Origin of the sequence: Streptomyces sp. f51, from assembly GCF_037940415.1 — a bacterium.
Lineage (GTDB): Bacteria > Actinomycetota > Actinomycetes > Streptomycetales > Streptomycetaceae > Streptomyces.
Window position 1 is genome coordinate 1,886,404 of record NZ_CP149798.1, and the last position, 19,103, is coordinate 1,905,506.

A 19,103-nucleotide genomic window follows, 5' to 3' on the forward strand; every position below is an offset into this window, starting at 1 on the left:
CTCGTGACCGAGGGGCGCCTCTTCGTCGTCGCGACCGGGATCAGACCCCGGCGGGCTCCGGGGACTTGTCCTCGTCGTCCACGGCGTCGGTGTCGACTCCGGTGCCGGTGCCGGCGCCGGACTTCGCCTCCCGCTTCGCCGCCTTCTTCACGGCCCGGCGCTCCTTGCGGAGTTCGAGCATCGCGTAGAGCGTCGGGACGAGCAGCAGCGTCAGCAGCGTCGAGGTGATGAGGCCGCCGATCACGACCACCGCGAGCGGCTGCGCGATGAAGCCGCCCTCACCGGTCACGCCCAGCGCCATCGGCAGCAGCGCGAAGATCGTCGCCAGGGCCGTCATGAGGATCGGGCGGAGCCGGTGCCGGCCGCCCTCGATCACGGCCTCGACCACGCCGTAGCCCTGTGCCCGGTACTGGTTGACGAGGTCGATCAGCACGATCGCGTTCGTCACCACGATGCCGATGAGCATCAGCATGCCGATCATCGCGGGGACACCCATCGGGGTGCCCGTGAGGACGAGCAGGCCGATCGCGCCGGTCGCCGCGAACGGGATCGACACGAGCAGGATCAGCGGCTGGACGAGCGAGCGGAACGTCGCCACCAGCAGCATGAAGACGATCGCGATCGCCGCGAGCATCGCCAGGCCCAGGTTCTTGAACGCGTCGCTCTGGTCCGAGGAGACACCGCCGATCGAGGCGGTGGCACCGGCGGGGAGCTTCAGCTTGCCGAGCTTCGCCGAGAGGTCGGCGCTGACCGCGCCGGTGTTGTCACCGGTCGGCTTGGCGGTGATCGTGGCGGCGCGCTGGCCGTCGATGCGGGTCATCGAGACCGGCCCGTCGACGAGCTTCACGTCCGCGATGTCACCGAGCTTCACCGCGCCGAGCCGCAGCGCGCGCAGCTCCTCGATCGTTGTGACCGGCTTCGCGGACCTGATGACGACGTCCCGCTCGGTGTCGTCCAGGATCGCCTTGCCGGTGGTCGTGCCGCGCACCGCCTGGGTGACGGCCGCGCCGAGGGTGGCGTCGTTGAAACCGGCCGCCGCGGCCTTGGAGTTGGCCCGGACCGAGACGCGCGGGACGCTCTGGGAGAGGTCGCTCGTGACGTCGGTGACGTCGTCCAGCTTCGCGACCTCGTCGCGGACCTGGCCGGCCGCCTCGCGCAGCACGCCCGCGTCCGCCGCCTTCACGACGACCTTGAGGTCCTGGCTGCCGAAGGCGTCACCGGCGGCGACCGTGGTGGTGCCGAGTCCGGAGAGCTCGCCGAGCCCCTTCTCGATGCGGTCCTGCACGTCCTTGGCGGACGCGGAGTCCTCCAGCATGACCTGGTAGGACGCCTGGTTGGTGTCCGTACCGCCGCCGAAGGCCGCCATGAAGCCGGAGGAGCCGATGGTGACCTGGTAGTCCTTGACGCCCTTGACGCCGCCGAGGAGCTTCTCGATCTTCTTGGCCTGCGCGTCGGTCGCGGCCAGGCTGGTGCCCGGCTTCAGCGCCTGCTTGACGGTGAGGACCTTCTGCTCGCCCTGGTCGAAGAAGTTCGTCTTCAGCAGGGGCGCCATGCCGAACGTGCCGACGAGGATCGCGGCCGCGATGAGCAGGCTGGTCACCCGGCGGCGGGTCGCGAAGCGCAGGACGGGGACGTAGAAGCGCTGGAGACGGCTGCGCTCCTCCTTCTCCTCGGCCTTGCGGCGGGCCTCCTCGGCGTCCGCCGGGGTGCCCTTGGGCGCGCGCAGGAACCAGTACGAGAGCACGGGGACGACCGTCAGCGAGACGAGCAGGGACGCGAGCAGCGCGGCCGTGACCGTGAGGCTGAAGGAGCCGAACAGTTCGCCGACCATGCCGCCGGTCAGACCGATCGGCAGGAAGACGGCGACGGTGGTGAGCGTCGAGGAGGTGACCGCTCCGGCCACCTCGCGGACCGCGGTGAGGATCGCCTCCTGGCGCTCCTCGCCGTATCCGAGGTGCCGCTTGATGTTCTCCAGGACGACGATCGAGTCGTCGACGACCCGGCCGATCGCGATGGTGAGCGCGCCCAGCGTCAGCATGTTGAGCGACAGGTCGCGGGTCCACAGCACGATCAGGGCCAGCACGACGGACAGCGGGATGGACACCGCGGTGACCAGCGTCGAGCGGACCGAGGCCAGGAAGAGCAGGATGACCAGGACCGCGAACAGCAGACCGAGGGCGCCCTCGGTGGTCAGTCCGTGGATGGACTTGGAGACCGCAGGGCCCTGGTCGCTGACGACGGTGATCGTCGCGCCCTTGCCCAGGTCGGCCCGCAGGCCGGGCAGCTTGTCCTTGACCGCGTCGGAGATGGCGACGGCGCTGCCGTCGTGGGCCATGGTGACGGTGACGGCGAGGCTCGGGCGGCCGTCGGTGCGCGTGATGGAGTCGGCCGCGGCCTGCTGCTGCTCGACGGTGGCGACGCTCGCGAGACGCACGGGCTTCTTGCCGGGCGCGCCCGGGACCATCAGGTCCTGGATCTGGCCGAGCGAGGTGAAGCCGCCGCCGACCCGCACGGTGCGGTTGCTGCCGTCCTGGTCGAAGGATCCGGCAGGGACGGTCGCGCCGCCCGCCTGGAGCGCCTGGCCGAGCGCGGCCGGGGTGAGGCCGGCCTTCGCCAGCTTCTTGTCGTCGGGCGTGACCGTGACCTGGAGGTCACGCACACCGGCGACCTGGACCCGGCCGACGCCGTCGATGCCCTCGAGCGAGGGGACCACGGTGCGGTCGAGCCGGTCGGCGAGCGCCTGCTGGTCCCGGCCGGAGGTGACGGCGAGGACGACGGTCGGCATGTCGTCGGTGGAGCCGGCGATGACCTGCGGGTCGACGGAGTCGGGGAGCTGGGAGCTGACCCGGTTGACGGCCTGCTGGACGTCGGCGACGAGCTGCTTGGTGTCGTTGCCGTAGTCGAAGGACGCCATGATGACGGCGTTGCCCTCGCTCGCGGTGGAGGTGACACCGGTGATGCCGTCGACGGCCTGGAGGCTGTTCTCGACCGGCTCGACGACCTGCTTCTCGACCACGTCGGGAGACGCACCCTGGTACGGCGCGAGCACCGACACCACGGGCAGTTCGATGGTGGGCAGCAACTGCTGCTTGAGCTGGGGGATCGCTATCGCCCCGAAGACGAGCGCGACGATCGACATCAGCCCGATGAGGGCCCGCTGCGCGAGGCTGAATCTGGACAGCCAGGACATGGGTGGTGGGTCTCTCTTCCGTGGTTCGAGCGGAAAGCGGGGGACGGGGGAACTCCCCACGTCACACCCTGGGCCATGAACGGGCGGTGATCCGTAGCCCCTGGGTCCATTTCCTTACCCGGAACCTACTCCAGGCGCAGTACGCCCGGGTAACGCTCAGTCCACCCTCGGGCGGACCAGACCCGACTCGTAGGCGATGACCACCAGCTGGGCCCTGTCACGGGCGCCCAGTTTGGCCATGGCCCGGTTGACGTGCGTCTTCACCGTGAGCGGACTCACTTCGAGACGTTCGGCGATCTCGTCGTTGGACAGGCCCGCGGCGACCTGGACGAGCACCTCGCGCTCGCGCCCGGTGAGCGCGCCGAGCCGCTCGGAGCGGGCGGTGTCCGGCCCGTCGTCGTCGCCCTGGGCGAGGAAGCGGGCGATGAGTCCCTTGGTCGCCGCCGGGGACAGCAGGGCCTCGCCGCCCGCGGCGATCCGGATGGCGTTCAGCAGTTCGTCGGGCTCGGCGCCCTTGCCGAGGAACCCGGAGGCGCCGGCGCGCAGCGACTGCACCACGTACTCGTCGACCTCGAAGGTGGTCAGCATCACGACCCGTACGTGCGCGAGGCCCGGGTCCGCGGTGATCATCCGGGTGGCGGCGAGTCCGTCGGTGCCGGGCATCCTGATGTCCATCAGCACCACGTCGGCCCGCTCGTCCCGGGTCACGGCCACGGCCTGGGCGCCGTCGGACGCCTCCCCGACGACCTCCATGTCGGGCTCCGAGTCGACCAGCACGCGAAAGGCGCTGCGCAGCAGGGCCTGGTCGTCGGCGAGCACGACACGGATCGTCATACGGGGTCCCCCAGGGCCGAGGCGCGGTTCTTGACCGGAAGGATCGCATGGACGCGGAAGCCGCCTCCGTAGCGGGGACCGGTCGTGCAGCTCCCGCCGATCGCGGTGACGCGCTCGCGCATGCCGAGCAGCCCGTGGCCGCCGCCCTCCTGCGGTCCGGTGTCCGGCCCGAAGTCGCTCCCGGGTCCTGGGCCGGTGTCCTGGGCGGTTCCCGTGCCGTGTCCCGGGCCGTTGTCGAGGACGGTCACCTCGACCACCGGTCCGACCCGCACCACGCTGACCTCGGCCTTCGCTCCCGGACCCGCGTGCTTGCGCACATTGGTCAGGGCCTCCTGGATCACCCGGTACGCGGCGAGGTCCGCGGCCGCGGGCAGCACCGTGCCGGAGTCGGAGCGGGCCACCTCGACGGGGAGCCCCGCGTTGCGGAAGGTGTCCGCGAGCTCGTCGAGCCGGGCCAGCCCGGGGGCGGGTTCGGTCGGGGCCTCGGGGTCGCCGGACTGGCGCAGCAGGCCCACGGTGGCGCGCAGCTCGTTCAGCGCGGACCGGCTGGCCTCCCGTACGTGGGCGAGGGCCTCCTTGGCCTGGTCGGGGCGCCTGTCCATGACGTGGGCTGCGACTCCGGCCTGGACGTTGACGAGCGCGATGTGGTGGGCGACGACGTCGTGGAGGTCGCGGGCGATCCGGAGCCGCTCCTCGGCGACGCGGCGGCGTGCCTCCTCCTCACGGGTGCGTTCGGCCCGCAGCGCGCGTTCCTTGATGGCGTGCACGAAGGCGCGCCTGCTGCGGACGGCGTCACCGGCCGCGGCGGCCATGCCGGTCCACGCGAACACGCCGAGATTCTCCTGGGCGTACCAGGGCAGCGGTCCCGCGAGCATGGCGACGGCCGTCAGGAGCGTCATGGTGAGCAGACCGACGCGCCAGGTGGTGGGGCGGTCGGTGGCCGAGGCCACGGTGTAGAGGGCGACGACGGCGGACATGGCCACCGGGGCGCGGGGGTCGGCGGTCACCAGTTCCACCAGGGAGACGCCGACGGTCGCGGCGAGGACCTTCATCGGGGCGCGGCGGCGGAAGACCAGGGCGGCGGCGCCGAGCACCATCAGGGCGAGGCTGAGGGCGTCCGGGGTGCGGGCGCTCCAGGTCGTGCCGTCGCCGCCGTGCGAGTCGACGAAGGAGCCGGCCACCATGGCGGCGAGGACGCCCGCGGCGAGGCCGGCGTCCAGGGCGAGGCGGTGCTCCCGCAGCCAGTCCCGCATACGCTCCAGGGTGCTCACCGGGTCCACGGTACGGGGCCCTGCCGGGCTGGGAACCGGGTGGTACGGCGCGATTCTCCCGACCGGGGCGGGGTGCGGTCCCCCGGCCGGGGCACGGGGTGTCGCGCCCGGGAGCGTGGATGGAGCCCGGGGGCACCCGGCCGCGACGGGCGCTGCACCTCCCACGTCCCGACCGAAACACGGGTGGACCGGCACGCTCGGGGAACGGTGGGGCCGGAACGGTCCGGGCTCCGTCGGGCTCAGCGCCCGGCAAGCACCGCCCACCCGCACGGGCCGCTCGTCTCCAACCCGGAGTACGGGGTGATGGAACGGCACACTCGGGGAACCGCGCAGCCGCGACGGTCCAGGCTCCGTCGGGCTCAGCGCCCGGCAAGCACCGCCCACCCGCACGGGCCGCTCGTCTCCAACCCGGAGTACGGGGTGATGGAACGGCACACTCGGGGAGCCGCGCAGCCGCGAGGACCGGGCTCGATCAGGCTCAGCGCTCGGCAAGCACCGCCCACCCGCACGGGCGGCTCTTCTCCGACCGGGACTCAGGGTTCAGTGGTCCCGGCCTCGACCGGGTGCGCCCGGGGCCCAGCCCTGCCGGGACGGCGCAGCCGGCCGCACGGGGCCTCGACCGGACCTCGTAGCCGGCCGCGCGGCCCGCCTGGGGCGCCGGTGGGCGGGGGCGGTCAGCCGGGGATCAGGCCCTCGTCGCTCAGCATCGCGCGGACCTCTTCGAGGGTGGCGTCCGCGCCAGGGAGGATCAGCTCCGACGGCTCGAGCGAGTCGTCGGGAAGCGGGGTCCCGGCGCTGCGCACCGCGTCCAGGAGTGCTCCCAGAGTGCGGCGGAAGCCGGACTCGTCACCCCTCTCCATCTCGGCGAGCAGTTCGTTGTCCAGCTTGTCCAGGGCGGTGAGCCGGCCGTCGTCCAGCTTCACCTGCCCCTCCCCCATGATCCGTACGATCATGACGCCTCCTCGGGCATGGGCCGCCAGGTCAGGTCACTGCTTGTCGAAGCGCGGAGTGTCCTGGGGCTGCGACGACGACTGGTTCTGTCCCGTGCCGCCCTCGATCGCCTGCTGCTGCGACGAGGAGCCGCCGGCCAGCTCGGCCTTCATGCGCTGGAGCTCCAGCTCCACGTCCGAGCCGCCGGAGATCCGGTCCAGCTCGCTCTGGATGTCGTCCTTCGCCAGCCCGGACTGGTCGTCCAGGGCTCCGGAGGCGAGCAGCTCGTCGATCGCGCCGGCCCGCGCCTGAAGCTGCGCGGTCTTGTCCTCCGCGCGCTGGATGGCGAGCCCGACGTCGCCCATCTCCTCGGAGATGCCGGAGAAGGCCTCGCCGATCCGGGTCTGCGCCTGGGCCGCCGTGTACGTCGCCTTGATCGTCTCCTTCTTCGTGCGGAAGGCGTCGACCTTGGCCTGGAGCCGCTGGGCGGCGAGGGTGAGCTTCTCCTCCTCGCCCTGGAGCGTCTGGTGCTGCGTCTCCAGATCGGTGACCTGCTGCTGGAGCGCGGCACGGCGCGACAGCGCCTCACGGGCGAGGTCCTCACGGCCGAGCGCGAGGGCCTTGCGGCCCTGGTCCTCCAGCTTGGAGGACTGGTTCTGGAGCTGGTTCAGCTGAAGTTCGAGACGCTTGCGGCTCGTCGCCACGTCGGCGACACCACGCCGGACCTTCTGGAGCAGCTCCAGCTGCTTCTGATAGGAGTAATCGAGGGTCTCGCGCGGGTCCTCGGCCCGGTCAAGGGCCTTGTTCGCCTTCGCGCGGAAGATCATCCCCATACGCTTCATGACACCGCTCATGGGCTTCGCGCGCCCCCTTCTGACGGACTCCAGCTCCAGGTACTGCAACAGGACCCACAGTACGGGCCCCACATCCATTACCGCACTGTTCGGGGACGGATGCGCTCATCCCCAAGGACGATCGTGCCCGCCGCCGCTCCGGCGTGAGGAGTAGGTGGCACCCCGGGACCCACCCCGAGGCGACGCCCCCTCTGTCCAGCACAGACGCACGGTGTTGCCGGATCGTTCCCCACTCGGCCGACGTCCATGCTCGCGGACCCCGTACCCTTGGGTTTTGTGTTCCGAAGCCGTGCGAAGGAAGAGAAGGCCCCCGCCGACAAGGCGCCGGTGACCGACTCCAAAGTGACCCGTGACCCTCAGGCCCCGAAGGGCCGCCCCACGCCCAAGCGCAGTGAGGCCCAGACCCAGCGCCGCAGCGTCGCCCAGACGCCGTCGACGCGCAAGGAGGCCGCCAAGCGCCAGCGTGACGATCGCCGTACGGCGATGGAGCGGCAGCGCCAGGCCCTGGCCAGCGGCGACGAGCGCTATCTGCCCGCACGCGACAAGGGCAAGGTGCGCCGGTTCGCGCGCGACTTCGTGGACTCGCGGCTCTGCATCGCCGAGCTCTTCCTGCCGCTCGCCGTGATCATCCTGGTGCTCAGCGTCGTGCCGGTGCCCGCCCTCAAGAACGTGGCCCTGCTGCTGTGGCTGGTCGTCATCGTGATGATCGTGGTGGACTCGGTCCTCATCTCGGTCCGGCTGCGCAAGCAGCTCGCCGCGCGCTTCCCGGACGAGAACACCCGGGGCGCGGTCCGCTACGCGCTCATGCGCACGCTCCAGATGCGTCGACTCCGGCTGCCGAAGCCGCAGGTCAAGCGCGGAGAGCGGCCCTGACTACTACGTCGTTCTCCGGGGGCGCGGCGGATGCCTGGCTGAGCAGGCTGGGCGGGCTGCGGGATGTCGTACGGCAGGAACTGGTGGCCCGGCAGCTCGATGAGCAGATAACCGGGCGCTATCCGGTGGGCCGGCGCCTGCGGGTGCTGGACGTCGGCGCGGGTCAGGGCACACAGGCCCTGCGGCTCGCGCGGGCCGGCCACCAGGTGACCGCGCTGGAACAGGACGCCACGATGCTGTCGGTGGCGCGCGAGGCGCTGGCCGCGGAGCCGGAGGGCATCCGGAGCCGGGTGCGCCTCATCGAGGGCGACGGGCACGAGACCGGTGTGCACTTCCTGCCGGGCAGCTTCGACGTCGTGCTGTGTCACGGCGTCCTGATGTACGTCGAGGAGCCGGACGCCCTGCTGGCGGGGCTGGCGCGGATGCTGGCCCCGGGCGGGCTGCTGTCCCTGCTGGTCCGCAACGGGGACGCGCTGGCCATGCGGCCCGGGATCGGCGGGGACTGGGCGACGACGCTCGCCTCGTTCGACACGACCGCGTACACGAACCGGCTCGGCCTCGACGTCCGCGCCGACCGGCTCTCCGCGCTGACCGGCACGCTCGCCGGGATCGGGGCTCCGCTGCACGCCTGGTACGGGGTGCGCGTCTTCACGGACACGTCGGCCGACGGCGCGCCGGTCCCGCCGGACGTGGAGACCCTGCTGGCCGCGGAGGAACGGGCCGGCCGCACGGACCCCTACCGCCAGGTGGCGGCGCTGCTGCACCTGTGCGGCGTACGGGGCTGAACGCCCCCGGGGCCGCCGGACGGCTCCGGACGGTTCCGGAGCCTCGCATGTCGCCCGCACGGGGACCGTGGCGGAGGGCGGCGGGTTGCCGGGACGGTGCCCGGCAACCCCCACCGGCCTACTCCTGCTCGGCGTGCAGGCTCATCGGACCGTAGATCTGCGTGCTGTCCTCGAAGAGGAACACCTGGTCCGCGCCACCCGCCAGAAGGTCCTTCCACACCTCGCCGATCCAGGACTCCGCATCGCCCTGGGTGGTGAACTCCTCGGGCTGCACCGCGGGTTGGACCTCTGTCCCGTCGGACTTCTCGAACCGCCACGTCCATGCCGCCATGTACGCCTCCAAGGTGTGAGCACACTGCACAGCGGAAGCCGGACAAGATCCGTCTCCCGTCCGAAGCCTAGCCGGACGCGCAAGACGTGCGGGGACACGGAAAAATCGGCGGAGTGGAACTGACTCTGCTCGGCACCGGTGCCCCCGCGGGCCTGCCCCGCCCCGACTGTCCCTGCGCCGCCTGCGCGAGCGCGCTCGGCGAGGAGGCGCGGGCGGCCACCGCGCTGCTCGTCGACGGCACCCTTCTCCTCGACCTCACCCCCGGCGCCGCGTTCGCCGCGGCCCGCTCCGGCCATTCGCTGGGCGGCGTACGGCAGGTCCTGCTCTCCCATCCGCACGACGGGCCCGCCCTGGAGGTGCCGGCCGGGCTGCCGCAGCCCGGCCGGGTGCCCGACGGGCGGGAGTTGGCGCTGCTGACGGGTCACCGGGTGCGGGCGGTCCCGATGGACGCGCCCGGCACGGGGTACGCGGTCACCGGGCCGGCCGGACAGCGGCTGCTGTATCTGCCGCCGGGCGCGGCGCCCGCGGGCCTGGACGAGAACGGCGACGCCTTTCACATGGTGCTCCTGGACGTGGTGGGACGCCCCGACGCGCTGGCCAGGCTGCGGGCCGCCGGCGCGGTCGACCCGACGACGGACGTCATCGCGGTGCACCTCGACCACGACGTGCCCCCGGGGGCCGAACTGCGCAGGCGGCTCGCCGCCGCGGGCGCGCGGGCGGTGCCGGACGGGACGACGCTCGACGTGGGCGTCTACGAGGACGTGCCCGACGTACCGCGCCGGACGCTGGTGCTCGGCGGGGCGCGCTCGGGCAAGTCGGTGGAGGCGGAACGGCGGATGGAGACCTTCGCCGACGTCCTGTACGTCGCCACGGGAGGTACCCGCGGCGGGGACTCCGAGTGGGCGCAGCGGGTCAGTGCCCACCGTGAGCGGCGGCCCGGCTCCTGGCGGACCGTCGAGACCTGCGACCTGGTCCCGCTCCTGGCCGAGAAGGGCCCGCCCCTGCTCGTCGACTGTCTCTCGCTGTGGCTGACGGACGCCATGGACACGGTGAACGCCTGGGACGACGCGGAGTGGTCAGGGGGAGGTGAACGGGCCCTGCGCGCCCGCGTGGAGGAGCTCGTCTCCGCCGTCCGCACCACGCACCGCACGCTCGTCGCCGTCTCGAACGAGGTCGGTTCGGGCATCGTGCCCGCCACGGCCTCAGGACGCCGCTACCGCGACGAACTCGGGCGGCTGAACGCGGCGTTCGCCGGGGAGTGCGAGCACGTCCTGCTGGTGGTGGCGGGACAGGCCCTGACGCTGCGGGGCTGACCCCGGCCCGCCTTGCGCCAGGACCCCGGGCGGGGTCAGTCCTCCTTGCGGGCGATGACGCGGTACGCGTTCGAGAAGCGGGTGCGGCGCAGCAGGGGGGCCAGCAGCCGGTCCAGCGCGGCGGCCGAGGCGAGGAGCGGGGCGGAGGCCCGGCTCAGGGCCGACCGCGCGGTGCGCTGGAGGCGGGTCGGCGCGGCCGGGCGCCAGGGGGCGTCGGGGCCGGGCAGGGCGCGCGCGAGGGCCAGGGCGAGGGCGCCGGAGAGGTCGTGGGGGATGTGCGGTGCGCGTCGGTCCGTGGCGACGACGACGCAGCCCAGGGCCTCGAGTTCGCCGAGCAGATTGGGCAGCGGCACGAGGTGCAGCCTGCGCGGCTGGCCGTACGCGGGCCACCACTTGCCGAGCAGCGCGCCGAACGCGCAGTCGGGGTCGGCCACTTCGATCAGGAGGTGTCCGCCGGGCCTCAACACCGCGAGGGCGGCGCGCAGTTCCTCGCGCGGTTCGGGCGTGTGCTCCAGCTGGTGGAACATGCTCACGACGTCGTAGCGGGCCCGGAGCCGCTCCGCGATCCGCGGGTCGGTGAGCCGTCCGACGTGGGCCTCCTCCACCCGTCCCGCCGCCCGCGCCCGCTCGACGCGCCGCGTCGGGTCGAGTCCGTCGAAGGACGTGTACGGGTGGACCTGCTTGGCCGCCGCGGGGAAGTGCCCGTGCCCGGTGCCGACGTCGAGCCAGCTCTCCGGTTCCGTGAAGGGCAGCAGGGCGCGGGCCGCCGAGCGCCGGCGTCCGGGCAGGCCCGGGTGGGCCGGCAGCCGTTCGGCGAGGCCGTCGGGGGCGTCCTCGCGCGGGTCCCGCCGGTAGAAGGCCAGCCCCTCGGGGGTGAGCCGGGGGTTCTGGAAGGCGTGGGCGCAGTCTCCGCACTCGTCGACGGCGAACGTCCCCGGCTTGCGCTGCCGCAGGTCCGGGGTGCGCAGCCGGGTGCGCAGGCTCCCGGCACCGCACCAGGGGCAGTCGGCGCGGCGCGGCTCGTGGAACCGGGCGGTGCCCTGGGCGAGTTCGGCCGCGTAGGCGGCTCGGCGTTCGGCGATCGGCTGCGGGCTGGGGGGCATGGACGCTCCTGTCGGGGACGAGCCGTACGACAATCCGATACAAAAGGTACGTATGCGAGAGGCGTGCGGAGTGCAACGACGTGGCGCGGACACGTTCGATCAGTGCCGGTACTGTTCGGCGAATGAGCTCGCTTAATCTCGACGACTTCACCGATCTGATCGAGCGTCCCGACGGAGGCGTACGCCGTGACGCCGAGGCGTACCGGGAGCGCAGGACCGTGCCGCCCGGGGCGCTGGGCCGCCTCGACGACCTGGGTGAGTGGCTGGCGGCGGCGCAGTCCGCGGTGCCGGTACGGCCGATCGAGCACCCGCGTGCCGTGCTGTTCGCGGGCGACCACGGGGTCGCCGTCCTCGATGTGTCGGCGCGCCCGGCGGGCAGCGCGGGCGCTCTGGCGCGGGCGGTCCTGGAGGGTGCGAGTCCCGCGTCGGTGCTGGCCCGCGGGCTCGGCGTCCCGGTGCGCGTGGTCGACATGTCGCTGGACGCGGATCCCGCGGGTCTGCCAGACGAGGTCGTGCGGCACCGGGTGCGGCGCGGTTCGGGGCGGATCGACGTCGAGGACGCGATGACCTTGGAGGAGGCGGAGGCCGCGTTCCGGGCCGGCATGGCCGTCGCGGACGAGGAGGCGGACTCCGGAACGGATCTGGTGGTGCTCGGCGACATCAGCGTGGGCGGGACCACGGCGGCCGCCGTCCTGGTCGCGGCGCTGTGCGGGACCGACGCCTCCGTCGTGACCGGGCGGGGCGGGCAGGCCATCGACGACCTCGCGTGGATGCGCAAGTGCGCCGCGGTGCGCGACGCCCTGCGGCGGGCCCGGCCCGTGCTCGGGGATCAGCTCCAGCTGCTGGCGACGGTGGGCGGGCCCGACCTGGCCGCGATGACCGGGTTCCTGCTCCAGAGCGCGGTCCGGAAGATGCCGGTGATCCTCGACGGGGTCGTGTCGGCCGCGTGCGCGCTGGTCGGCCAGCGGGTCGCCTTCCGGGCGCCGGACTGGTGGCTCGCCGGGCAGCGGAGCGGGGAGCCTGCGCAGGCGAAGGCGCTGGACCGGATGGCTCTGGAACCGTTGCTCGATCACGGTGTGACGGTGGGGGAAGGCGTGGGAGCACTGCTCGCGCTGCCGTTGGTCCAGGCCGCGGCCGGGCTCGCGGCGGAGCTTCCCGAGGCGGGCTCCGCGGAGGCGGAGACCCCGGACGAGCCCGGCAAGCCCGAGTCCGACGCGAGCCCTGAGACCGAGTCCGACGCGAGCCCGGAGACCGGGCCCGACGCAAGCCCGGAGGCCGGGCCCGACGGCGGCGCCGGTTCCGACGCATAGCCCGGAGACCGGGTCCGACGCGAGTCCGGAGGCCCGGGTCCGACGCAAGCCCGGAGGCCGGGCCCGACGGCGGCGCTGGTTCCGACGCGTAGCCCGGAGGCCCGGGTCCGACGCATAGCCCGGAGGCCCGGGTCCGACGCAAGCCCGGGGACCGGGTCCGATGCAAGCCCGGAGGCCGGGTCCGACGGCGGCGCCGGTTCCGACGCATAGCCCGGAGACCGGGTCCGACGCAAGTCCGGAGGCCCGGGTCCGACGCGAGCCCGGAGGCCGGGCCCGACGGCGGCGCCGGTTCCGACGCGTAGCCCGGGTCGCCCCCTCCGCCCCCGGACCCCGCTCCCCAAACTCCGGAGGGGTTGAATCTTCATGGGTGCTTTGACCCATATCATCGCCCTTTATGGGAGATGCCCGAATTGCCGCTGACCAGGGACGGGCGTCGGCCCGCCGGAGTGACGGGGACCGGCGGTCCACGGCCGCCTCGCGGCGGTCCGCGGCCTTCGCCGTGTGGTACCTGCGCGCGGTCACGTTCATCAACTTTCTGAGCGCGGCCTGGGTATCGCTCGGACAGGACGTGCGCCGGCACAACACCGAGAACTACTTCACGCCCTACCTGCTGACCGCGGGCTTCGCCTCCGGTGTGTTCACGATGTTCCTGGCCATCACGATGCGACGGCGCAAGCGGGCCGCGTGGATCCTCAACTCCGTGCTCAGCGGGCTGTTCCTGCTGCTGTTCGGCGTCGCGATGGCGTTCCCGGAGATCCGCCAGTACGCGCAGAACTGGGTCTCCCTCGTCCTGACCGCCGCCTTCGTGGCCTCCCTGGCCGTCGGGCGGCGGGAGTTCTACGCCAAGGGCGACCGGTCGAACCCGAAGCTCGCCGCGGCCGTGGCGGTCGGGGGGCTGCTGGTCACCTCGCTGCTCGCGGCACTGCTGGTCACCGTGACCAACCACGCCCACGATCCGCACCGTTCGACCTTCCTGGACCGCTGGCGCTACGGCACCCTGCGGCTCGTCTCGGTCGCCGCCGACGACTCCCACTACCCCGGGATCGCCACCCCGAACTGGGTCAACGTCTCCGTCAACGTGCTCAGCACCCTGCTGGTGCTCGCCGTCCTCTACGCGGCGTTCCGCTCCCGGCGCGCCGTCGACCCGCTCACCGAGGACGACGAGAAGCGGCTGCGGGAACTGCTGGAGCGCAACGGCGACCGGGACTCGCTCGGCTACTTCTCGCTGCGCCGGGAGAAGAGCGTGGTCTGGTCGCCCACCGGCAAGGCGGCGGTGGCGTACCGGGTGGTGGGCGGGGTCTCCCTGGCCGGCGGCGACCCCATCGGCGACCCCGAGGCATGGCCCGGCGCCATCGAGCCCTGGCTCGCCGAGGCCCGCGAGCACGGCTGGATCCCGGCGGTGATGGGCGCGAGCGAGGAGGCGGGCACCGTCTACTCCCGGCACGGGCTCGACGCCCTGGAGCTGGGTGACGAAGCCCTGGTCGAGACCGCCGAGTTCACCCTGGAGGGGCGGGCCATGCGGACCGTCCGGCAGGCCTACAACCGGGTGAAGCGGGCCGGGTACCGGGTGCGCATCCGGCGGCACGAGGACATCCCGGCCGCCGAGATGGCGTATCTGCTCCAGCGCGCGGACGACTGGCGCGACGGTGCGACCGAGCGGGGCTTCAGCATGGCCCTCGGACGGCTCGGCGACCCCGAGGACGGACGCTGCGTGATGCTCGAATGCACCGACGCAGAGGGCGGGTTGAGGGCCGTGCTGTCCTTCGTGCCCTGGGGTCCCGGCGGGCTCTCCCTCGATCTGATGCGGCGCGACCGCGACGCGGACAACGGGCTCATGGAGTTCATGGTGATCGAACTCCTGCGGCGCGCCCAGGAGATCGGGATCACTCAGGTCTCACTCAACTTCGCCATGTTCCGTTCGGTCTTCGAACGTGGGGCGCGTCTCGGCGCGGGTCCGGTGCTGCGGCTGTGGCGGTCGCTGCTCAGCTTCTTCTCCCGCTGGTGGCAGATCGAGTCGCTGTACCGGGCCAACGCCAAGTACCGGCCCATCTGGGAGCCGCGGTTCCTGCTCTTCGAGAAGAGCGCGGATCTGCTGCGCATCGGGGTCGCGTCCGCGCGTGCCGAGGGGTTCCTGGAGGCGCCGGGTCTGCCGAAATGGCTGCACCGCAAGCACCTGGAGTCGCACAGATGAGACCGGCGGGGGCCGGCGTGAGGAGAGTCGTGGGGACGACCGGATGAGCACACTCGCCCGCTGGGCCCGCGCCGAGTGGGGTCTGCTGTACGCGACCGTGCGCCGGGCCCTGCGGGCGAGGGGCGGGCGCGCGGTCCCGATGACCCTCGGCGCGGTGTGTCTGACGGGCGTCCTCCAGTTCGTCCAGAACCAGTCCTGGGGCTATCAGTTCGTGCAGAACACCGGCGCCGTACGGGCCGAGGACCCGCTGTGGCTCGCCCTGCTGCGCACCCCGCTCTCGCTGTTCGTGCCCGCGCTGGATCTGCCGGTGTGGGGCGCGCTCGCGCAGATCCTCGTCGTCTTCGGGATCGCCGAGATCTGTCTGGGCTGGTGGCGCACGCTCGTCGTCGCGTACGTCGCCACGCTGGCCGGGACGCTGTACGCGCGCGTCGGCATCGCGCTGGGCCCGCACCGTCCGCTGGGGCTGCCGGGGGCGGACGCGCTGGTCGTCGACACCGGGCCGTCGGCGGCCGTGGTGGGCCTCGCGGTGTTCCTCGGCTGGCGCTACCGGGCGTACGTGACGGCGGGCATCGTGATCGGGGCGATGGTGGCCGAGGTGGTCGTCAAGGACAACCTGGCGGGCAAGGAGCACCTGGCGGCGATCGCCGCGGTGTTCGTGGTGTGCTGTCTCTCGGCGGCGCATCACCGCCGTTCGGGCAGGGAGCGGGCGGGCGCCGGGTCGGGTTTGCCGCCGATCCACTCCTGAACCCTGCGGGTGGGGCCGGACCAGCGGCGGTCGTGGCGGTAGGAGCGGAGTCTGGACCGGGCGCGGGCCCGCGGCCGGTTCCGGTAGAAGCGCCTGGCCCACGGCGAGGCGGGCTTGGCCAGCCTGACGGCGCCGACGAGGGCGATGAAGGGGACGATCACCCCGAAGATCGCCGTGCGGGTCTTGCCCTTGCTCAGGGTGAGCAGCGCGAAGAAGAAGTTCAGGACGATCGTCACGATCGCGCTGGCCCGGTCCTGCGCCTCCTGGTTGCCGACGTCGTTGACGCCGAAGGGCGAGAAGCCGCTGAGCATCAGGCCGACGAGGGCCGCCGTGACCACCACGACCTCGACGCTCTTGCGTCCGTCCTCGCTCCAGTAGACGTCGTCGAGGTGCAGGATCAGGGCGAACTCGTCGAGCACGAGACCCGTTCCGATGCCGAACACCACCGCGCTCACACAGGGCCAGAATCCGTAGCGGCTGCCGGCGACCGCGCCGAAGCCGCCGATCACCGTGAGCACGACACCGGGCACCACGTGGTGGATGTGCAGATCACCGGCCTTGACGTTGCCGAACGGCCCTTTGCCGGCGCGGATCATCCGCACGATGATCCGGGTGACCACGAAGGTCACCACGAACGAGGCCAGCGCCAGAAACAGGGGGAGCTTTCCGGGCTCGACGATGTTCCGATACAACCAATGACCCATATGTGAACTTTATCCAGCGCCGCTGTATCCGCCCTCCGGGCGTCCGGGTAGCCTGCGCCGATGTCCAAGACCGCCTCCGGGCCCTCGTTGCCCGACAGCCTGCGCTTCGCCTTCGGCACCCTCACCGTGCTCCCCGTGAAGGTGACCCGCTGGGACCGTGACGCGGCGCGCGGCGGCATGCTGTGCGCCCCGCTGGCCGGTCTGGCGGTCGGGGCGGGTGCGGCGCTGGCGGGGGTGGCGCTGCTGGCCATGGGCTCGGGCCCGCTGCTGGCGGCCGTGGCCACCGCCGCCGTGCCGGCCGCTCTCACCCGGGGCCTGCACCTCGACGGTCTCGCCGACACCGCGGACGGGCTGGGCAGCGGGAAGCCCGCCGAGGACGCGCTGAGGATCATGAAGCAGTCGGACATCGGCCCGTTCGGCGTGATCACCCTCCTGTTCGTCCTGCTCGCCCAGGTGGCCGCACTCGCGCAGGCCTACGAGGTCTCGTGGGGCCGGGGTGTCCTCGCGGCCGTCGTCTCGGCGGCCGCGGCCCGGCTCGCCCTCACGCTCGCCGCCCGCACCGGGGTGCCCCCGGCCCGCCCCGAGGGTCTGGGCGCGGCGGTCGCGGGCACGGTGCCGGTGCGCGGGGCGCTGCTGGCGGCGGCGGCGCTGACGGGCCTGGCGGCGGGCGCCGGGGCGCTCGTCGGAACGTACGAGATCGTGCGGGCCGCGGTGGCGGTGGGCCTCGCCTGCCTGGCCGCCGAACTGCTGCTGCGGCACTGCACCAGGCGGTTCGGCGGGGTCACCGGCGATGTGTTCGGCGGCCTGGCGGAGACGGCGGCGACGACCGCGCTCGTGGTGCTCTCCCTCGGCTGACCGGCGCGTTCACGGGGCGGGGGCCCGTCTGTGGGGCAGGGTGCCCCAGGACAGTCCCCCGTGCCGGTACCGCGCAGGACGGTGCCGCCCCCCGCTCCCGGGCCGACGCCTCTACGGCCGCGCCGGCCGGCACGCCGTGGACCCCGCCGGGGCCTCGGGCCGGGTGCGCAGGGGGCCGTTCACCGGTGGGCTCCGTCCGTGGCGGCGGATTGGTACCAGGGGTCGCGCAGTTCGAGGGTCCAGTCGCCGACCGTCTCCACGGCGGGCTCGTACACCGCGGACCGGTCCGCCAGTTCCTGGTAGACGGTTCTGAACGCGTCGACGGAACGGCGCAGCGTGAACCGGTCGATGACGCGCCGGCGGGCCGACTCGCCCAGATCCAGGCGGCGTTCCTCGTCCCGCAGCAGGGCGAGCGCCGCGGCGGCCATCTTCTCCGGCTCGCGCGGCGGGACGACGACCCCGGTGTCGCCGACCGCCTCGCGGACCCCGCCCACATCCGTGGAGACCGTCGTACGGCCGCAGGACATGGCCTCGATGATCGAGAACGGGAAACCCTCCGAGACGGAGGACAGCATGACGACGTGGCCGGCCGCGTAGGCGCGCCACACCTCGGTGATCGGGCCCTCGAAGGTCAGCCCGTCGGTGACGCCCAGTTCGGCGGCGAGCTTCTCCAGGCCGGTGCGGTAGGCCTCCCCGCCGGGCGGCACGGGCCCGAACAACCGCAGCCGGGTCTCGGGCAGTTCGGCACGCACCAAGGCGTACGCGCGCAGGAGCGTCTCCAGGTCCTTGATGGGGTCGACGCGGCCGCACCAGGTGAGGGTGGGCACGGCAGGTTCGGGTCCTGCGTGCGGGAAGGCGTGCGGGTCGACGCCGTTGTAGACCGTGCGGATCCGGTCGCCGTCGGCGCCGCCGCGCTCCTCCCAGCGGCGGTTGTACTGGTTGCAGGGGGTGATGAGGTCGGCGGCGCGGTAACCGAGGGAGTTCAGCTCGCGGTAGAAGCCGAGCATGAACGCCTTGACGGACCGGCGCTGCCTGCTGCCGCGATAGCCCAGATAGCGCTCGCGCAGATAGATGCCGTGCTCGGTGAGCAGGAACGGGACCCCGTCCAGGTGGTGCGCCGCCAGGGCGGGCAGGGTGGCGAGGCCGCTGCTGACCGCGTGGGCGACCGAGTCCTCGGGGATGCGGACGCCGAGCGGGCGCAGCGCGTGTTCCAGCAGGTCGGTGGCCGTGAGCGCGTCGTGCACGGTGGGCCGTGCGGCGGCCGTCGGCAGATGCGGCATGGTCCAGATCCACATCAGCGAGCGCAGCGCCGACTCGCCGCGCAGGGCCGCGGACAGCCGTCCGTCGCGGGCGAGCACGGCCAGTTCGTACAGGGCGTCGCCGAAGTCCTCGGCCGAGTCGGGGTCGAGGATCGCGAGCAGGAAGCGTTCGTACATCTCGGCGAACCGGCGCTGGGCGCGGCCCGTCGGCGGGCGCCCGCGGCCGGGGCGCGGTCCCCAGGTCGGGACGCGGGTGTGCCGGTAGACGTTGGGCGGCAGCTCCCAGATCACGGGTTCGCGGCCGCTGCCGGTGAGCGAGACGATGTGGAAGTCGACCTCCGGCATGCCCTTGACCAGTTGGTCGCACCAGGTGCTGACCCCGCCGTGGACATGGGGATAGGTGCCTTCGGTGAGCATGGTGACATGACGGCCGGTGCGCATCATGCGCGGTTCCCCCCTGGGACTGTTCCTCCGGAGAGCCCCCCGGCTCCCGGTCGCACAGCTCGGACGCGCACCCGGCCGGAGCCGGCCGGGGTGCGCGTCGCGAGCCGCGGT

General features: G+C 72.9%; 16 protein-coding genes. 7 read left to right on the forward strand and 9 right to left on the reverse strand.

The window, feature by feature from the left end:
* Positions 1–40: 40 nt before the first annotated feature.
* The 5 genes from WJM95_RS08420 to WJM95_RS08440 all read right to left on the reverse strand — a co-directional run bounded on the left by WJM95_RS08420 (position 41) and on the right by WJM95_RS08440 (position 7,079).
* A complete protein-coding gene (locus tag WJM95_RS08420) occupies positions 41–3,190 on the reverse strand; it encodes an efflux RND transporter permease subunit (protein ID WP_339128946.1) in 3,150 nt (1,049 codons plus the stop codon).
* Positions 3,191–3,346: 156 nt separating this feature from the next.
* A complete protein-coding gene (locus WJM95_RS08425; RefSeq protein WP_339128947.1) occupies positions 3,347–4,024 on the reverse strand; it encodes a response regulator transcription factor in 678 nt (225 codons plus the stop codon).
* Entirely contained in the window at positions 4,021–5,295 is a 1,275-nt protein-coding gene (locus WJM95_RS08430) for a histidine kinase (protein WP_339128948.1), read from the reverse strand. The genes WJM95_RS08425 and WJM95_RS08430 overlap by 4 nt, the downstream gene beginning before the upstream one ends.
* Positions 5,296–5,969: 674 nt before the next feature.
* Complete coding sequence (locus WJM95_RS08435; protein WP_339128949.1) at positions 5,970–6,248, reverse strand: hypothetical protein; 279 nt, start codon at positions 6,246–6,248, stop codon at positions 5,970–5,972.
* A gap of 33 nt (positions 6,249–6,281) precedes the next feature.
* Positions 6,282–7,079, reverse strand: coding sequence for a PspA/IM30 family protein (locus WJM95_RS08440; protein WP_339135423.1), 798 nt, complete (start codon positions 7,077–7,079; stop codon positions 6,282–6,284).
* Positions 7,080–7,325: 246 nt separating this feature from the next.
* Between WJM95_RS08440 and WJM95_RS08445 the strand changes: the two genes are divergently transcribed.
* Together WJM95_RS08445 and WJM95_RS08450 are read left to right on the forward strand one after the other, a co-directional pair.
* On the forward strand, positions 7,326–7,952 hold the full coding sequence (locus WJM95_RS08445) for a DUF3043 domain-containing protein (protein WP_339128950.1): 627 nt from the start codon (positions 7,326–7,328) through the stop codon (positions 7,950–7,952).
* 83 nt (positions 7,953–8,035) lie between these two features.
* Positions 8,036–8,737, forward strand: coding sequence for a methyltransferase domain-containing protein (locus WJM95_RS08450; RefSeq protein ID WP_339128951.1), 702 nt, complete (start codon positions 8,036–8,038; stop codon positions 8,735–8,737).
* A 118-nt stretch (positions 8,738–8,855) separates the two neighbouring features.
* Here WJM95_RS08450 and WJM95_RS08455 read toward each other — a convergent pair whose 3' ends face one another.
* Positions 8,856–9,068: a hypothetical protein gene (locus WJM95_RS08455; RefSeq protein ID WP_339128952.1), complete on the reverse strand. Its 213-nt coding sequence runs from the start codon at positions 9,066–9,068 to the stop codon at positions 8,856–8,858.
* A gap of 113 nt (positions 9,069–9,181) precedes the next feature.
* On the opposite strand from WJM95_RS08455, the gene WJM95_RS08460 reads away from it, so the two are divergent.
* Positions 9,182–10,381, forward strand: coding sequence for a bifunctional adenosylcobinamide kinase/adenosylcobinamide-phosphate guanylyltransferase (locus tag WJM95_RS08460; RefSeq protein ID WP_339128953.1), 1,200 nt, complete (start codon positions 9,182–9,184; stop codon positions 10,379–10,381).
* Positions 10,382–10,416: 35 nt separating this feature from the next.
* Here the strand turns inward: WJM95_RS08460 and WJM95_RS08465 are convergent, their stop codons facing one another.
* Positions 10,417–11,484: a class I SAM-dependent methyltransferase gene (locus WJM95_RS08465; RefSeq protein WP_339128954.1), complete on the reverse strand. Its 1,068-nt coding sequence runs from the start codon at positions 11,482–11,484 to the stop codon at positions 10,417–10,419.
* A 122-nt stretch (positions 11,485–11,606) separates the two neighbouring features.
* Here WJM95_RS08465 and cobT point away from each other — a divergent pair, with 122 nt between their 5' ends.
* From cobT to WJM95_RS08480, 3 genes are all read left to right on the forward strand, one after another.
* The gene (gene cobT, locus WJM95_RS08470; RefSeq protein ID WP_339128955.1) at positions 11,607–12,794 is read left to right on the forward strand and encodes a nicotinate-nucleotide--dimethylbenzimidazole phosphoribosyltransferase; all 1,188 of its coding nucleotides are present in this window, start codon (positions 11,607–11,609) and stop codon (positions 12,792–12,794) included.
* Positions 12,795–13,188: 394 nt separating this feature from the next.
* A complete protein-coding gene (locus WJM95_RS08475) occupies positions 13,189–14,985 on the forward strand; it encodes a phosphatidylglycerol lysyltransferase domain-containing protein (RefSeq protein WP_339128956.1) in 1,797 nt (598 codons plus the stop codon).
* Positions 14,986–15,028: 43 nt separating this feature from the next.
* Entirely contained in the window at positions 15,029–15,730 is a 702-nt protein-coding gene (locus WJM95_RS08480) for a hypothetical protein (RefSeq protein ID WP_339128957.1), read from the forward strand.
* Here WJM95_RS08480 and WJM95_RS08485 read toward each other — a convergent pair.
* Positions 15,667–16,434 (reverse strand): hypothetical protein, encoded by a 768-nt coding sequence (locus WJM95_RS08485; protein ID WP_339128958.1) that lies wholly within the window; start codon positions 16,432–16,434, stop codon positions 15,667–15,669. The two genes, WJM95_RS08480 and WJM95_RS08485, sit on opposite strands and share 64 nt — an antisense overlap.
* A gap of 60 nt (positions 16,435–16,494) precedes the next feature.
* Here WJM95_RS08485 and WJM95_RS08490 point away from each other — a divergent pair, with 60 nt between their 5' ends.
* On the forward strand, positions 16,495–17,289 hold the full coding sequence (locus WJM95_RS08490) for an adenosylcobinamide-GDP ribazoletransferase (protein WP_339128959.1): 795 nt from the start codon (positions 16,495–16,497) through the stop codon (positions 17,287–17,289).
* Between the two features lie 179 nt (positions 17,290–17,468).
* Here the strand turns inward: WJM95_RS08490 and pelF are convergent, their stop codons facing one another.
* Positions 17,469–18,992 carry a GT4 family glycosyltransferase PelF gene (gene pelF, locus WJM95_RS08495; RefSeq protein WP_339128960.1) on the reverse strand — a complete coding sequence of 508 codons (1,524 nt, stop codon included), beginning with the start codon at positions 18,990–18,992 and terminating at the stop codon, positions 17,469–17,471.
* Positions 18,993–19,103 lie beyond the last annotated feature (111 nt).

Excerpts from the sequence above, each read along its gene's own strand:
- WJM95_RS08420 (WP_339128946.1), bottom strand. The coding sequence starts at position 3,190 with ATGTCCTGGCTGTCCAGATTCAGCCTCGCGCAGCGGGCCCTCATCGGG.
- WJM95_RS08425 (WP_339128947.1), bottom strand. The coding sequence starts at position 4,024 with ATGACGATCCGTGTCGTGCTCGCCGACGACCAGGCCCTGCTGCGCAGC.
- WJM95_RS08435 (WP_339128949.1), bottom strand. The coding sequence starts at position 6,248 with ATGATCGTACGGATCATGGGGGAGGGGCAGGTGAAGCTGGACGACGGC.
- WJM95_RS08440 (WP_339135423.1), bottom strand. The coding sequence starts at position 7,079 with ATGAGCGGTGTCATGAAGCGTATGGGGATGATCTTCCGCGCGAAGGCG.
- WJM95_RS08445 (WP_339128950.1), top strand. The coding sequence starts at position 7,326 with ATGCTCGCGGACCCCGTACCCTTGGGTTTTGTGTTCCGAAGCCGTGCG.
- WJM95_RS08455 (WP_339128952.1), bottom strand. The coding sequence starts at position 9,068 with ATGGCGGCATGGACGTGGCGGTTCGAGAAGTCCGACGGGACAGAGGTC.
- WJM95_RS08465 (WP_339128954.1), bottom strand. The coding sequence starts at position 11,484 with ATGCCCCCCAGCCCGCAGCCGATCGCCGAACGCCGAGCCGCCTACGCG.
- cobT (WP_339128955.1), top strand. The coding sequence starts at position 11,607 with ATGAGCTCGCTTAATCTCGACGACTTCACCGATCTGATCGAGCGTCCC.
- WJM95_RS08475 (WP_339128956.1), top strand. The coding sequence starts at position 13,189 with ATGGGAGATGCCCGAATTGCCGCTGACCAGGGACGGGCGTCGGCCCGC.
- WJM95_RS08480 (WP_339128957.1), top strand. The coding sequence starts at position 15,029 with ATGAGCACACTCGCCCGCTGGGCCCGCGCCGAGTGGGGTCTGCTGTAC.
- WJM95_RS08485 (WP_339128958.1), bottom strand. The coding sequence starts at position 16,434 with ATGGGTCATTGGTTGTATCGGAACATCGTCGAGCCCGGAAAGCTCCCC.
- WJM95_RS08490 (WP_339128959.1), top strand. The coding sequence starts at position 16,495 with ATGTCCAAGACCGCCTCCGGGCCCTCGTTGCCCGACAGCCTGCGCTTC.
- pelF (WP_339128960.1), bottom strand. The coding sequence starts at position 18,992 with ATGATGCGCACCGGCCGTCATGTCACCATGCTCACCGAAGGCACCTAT.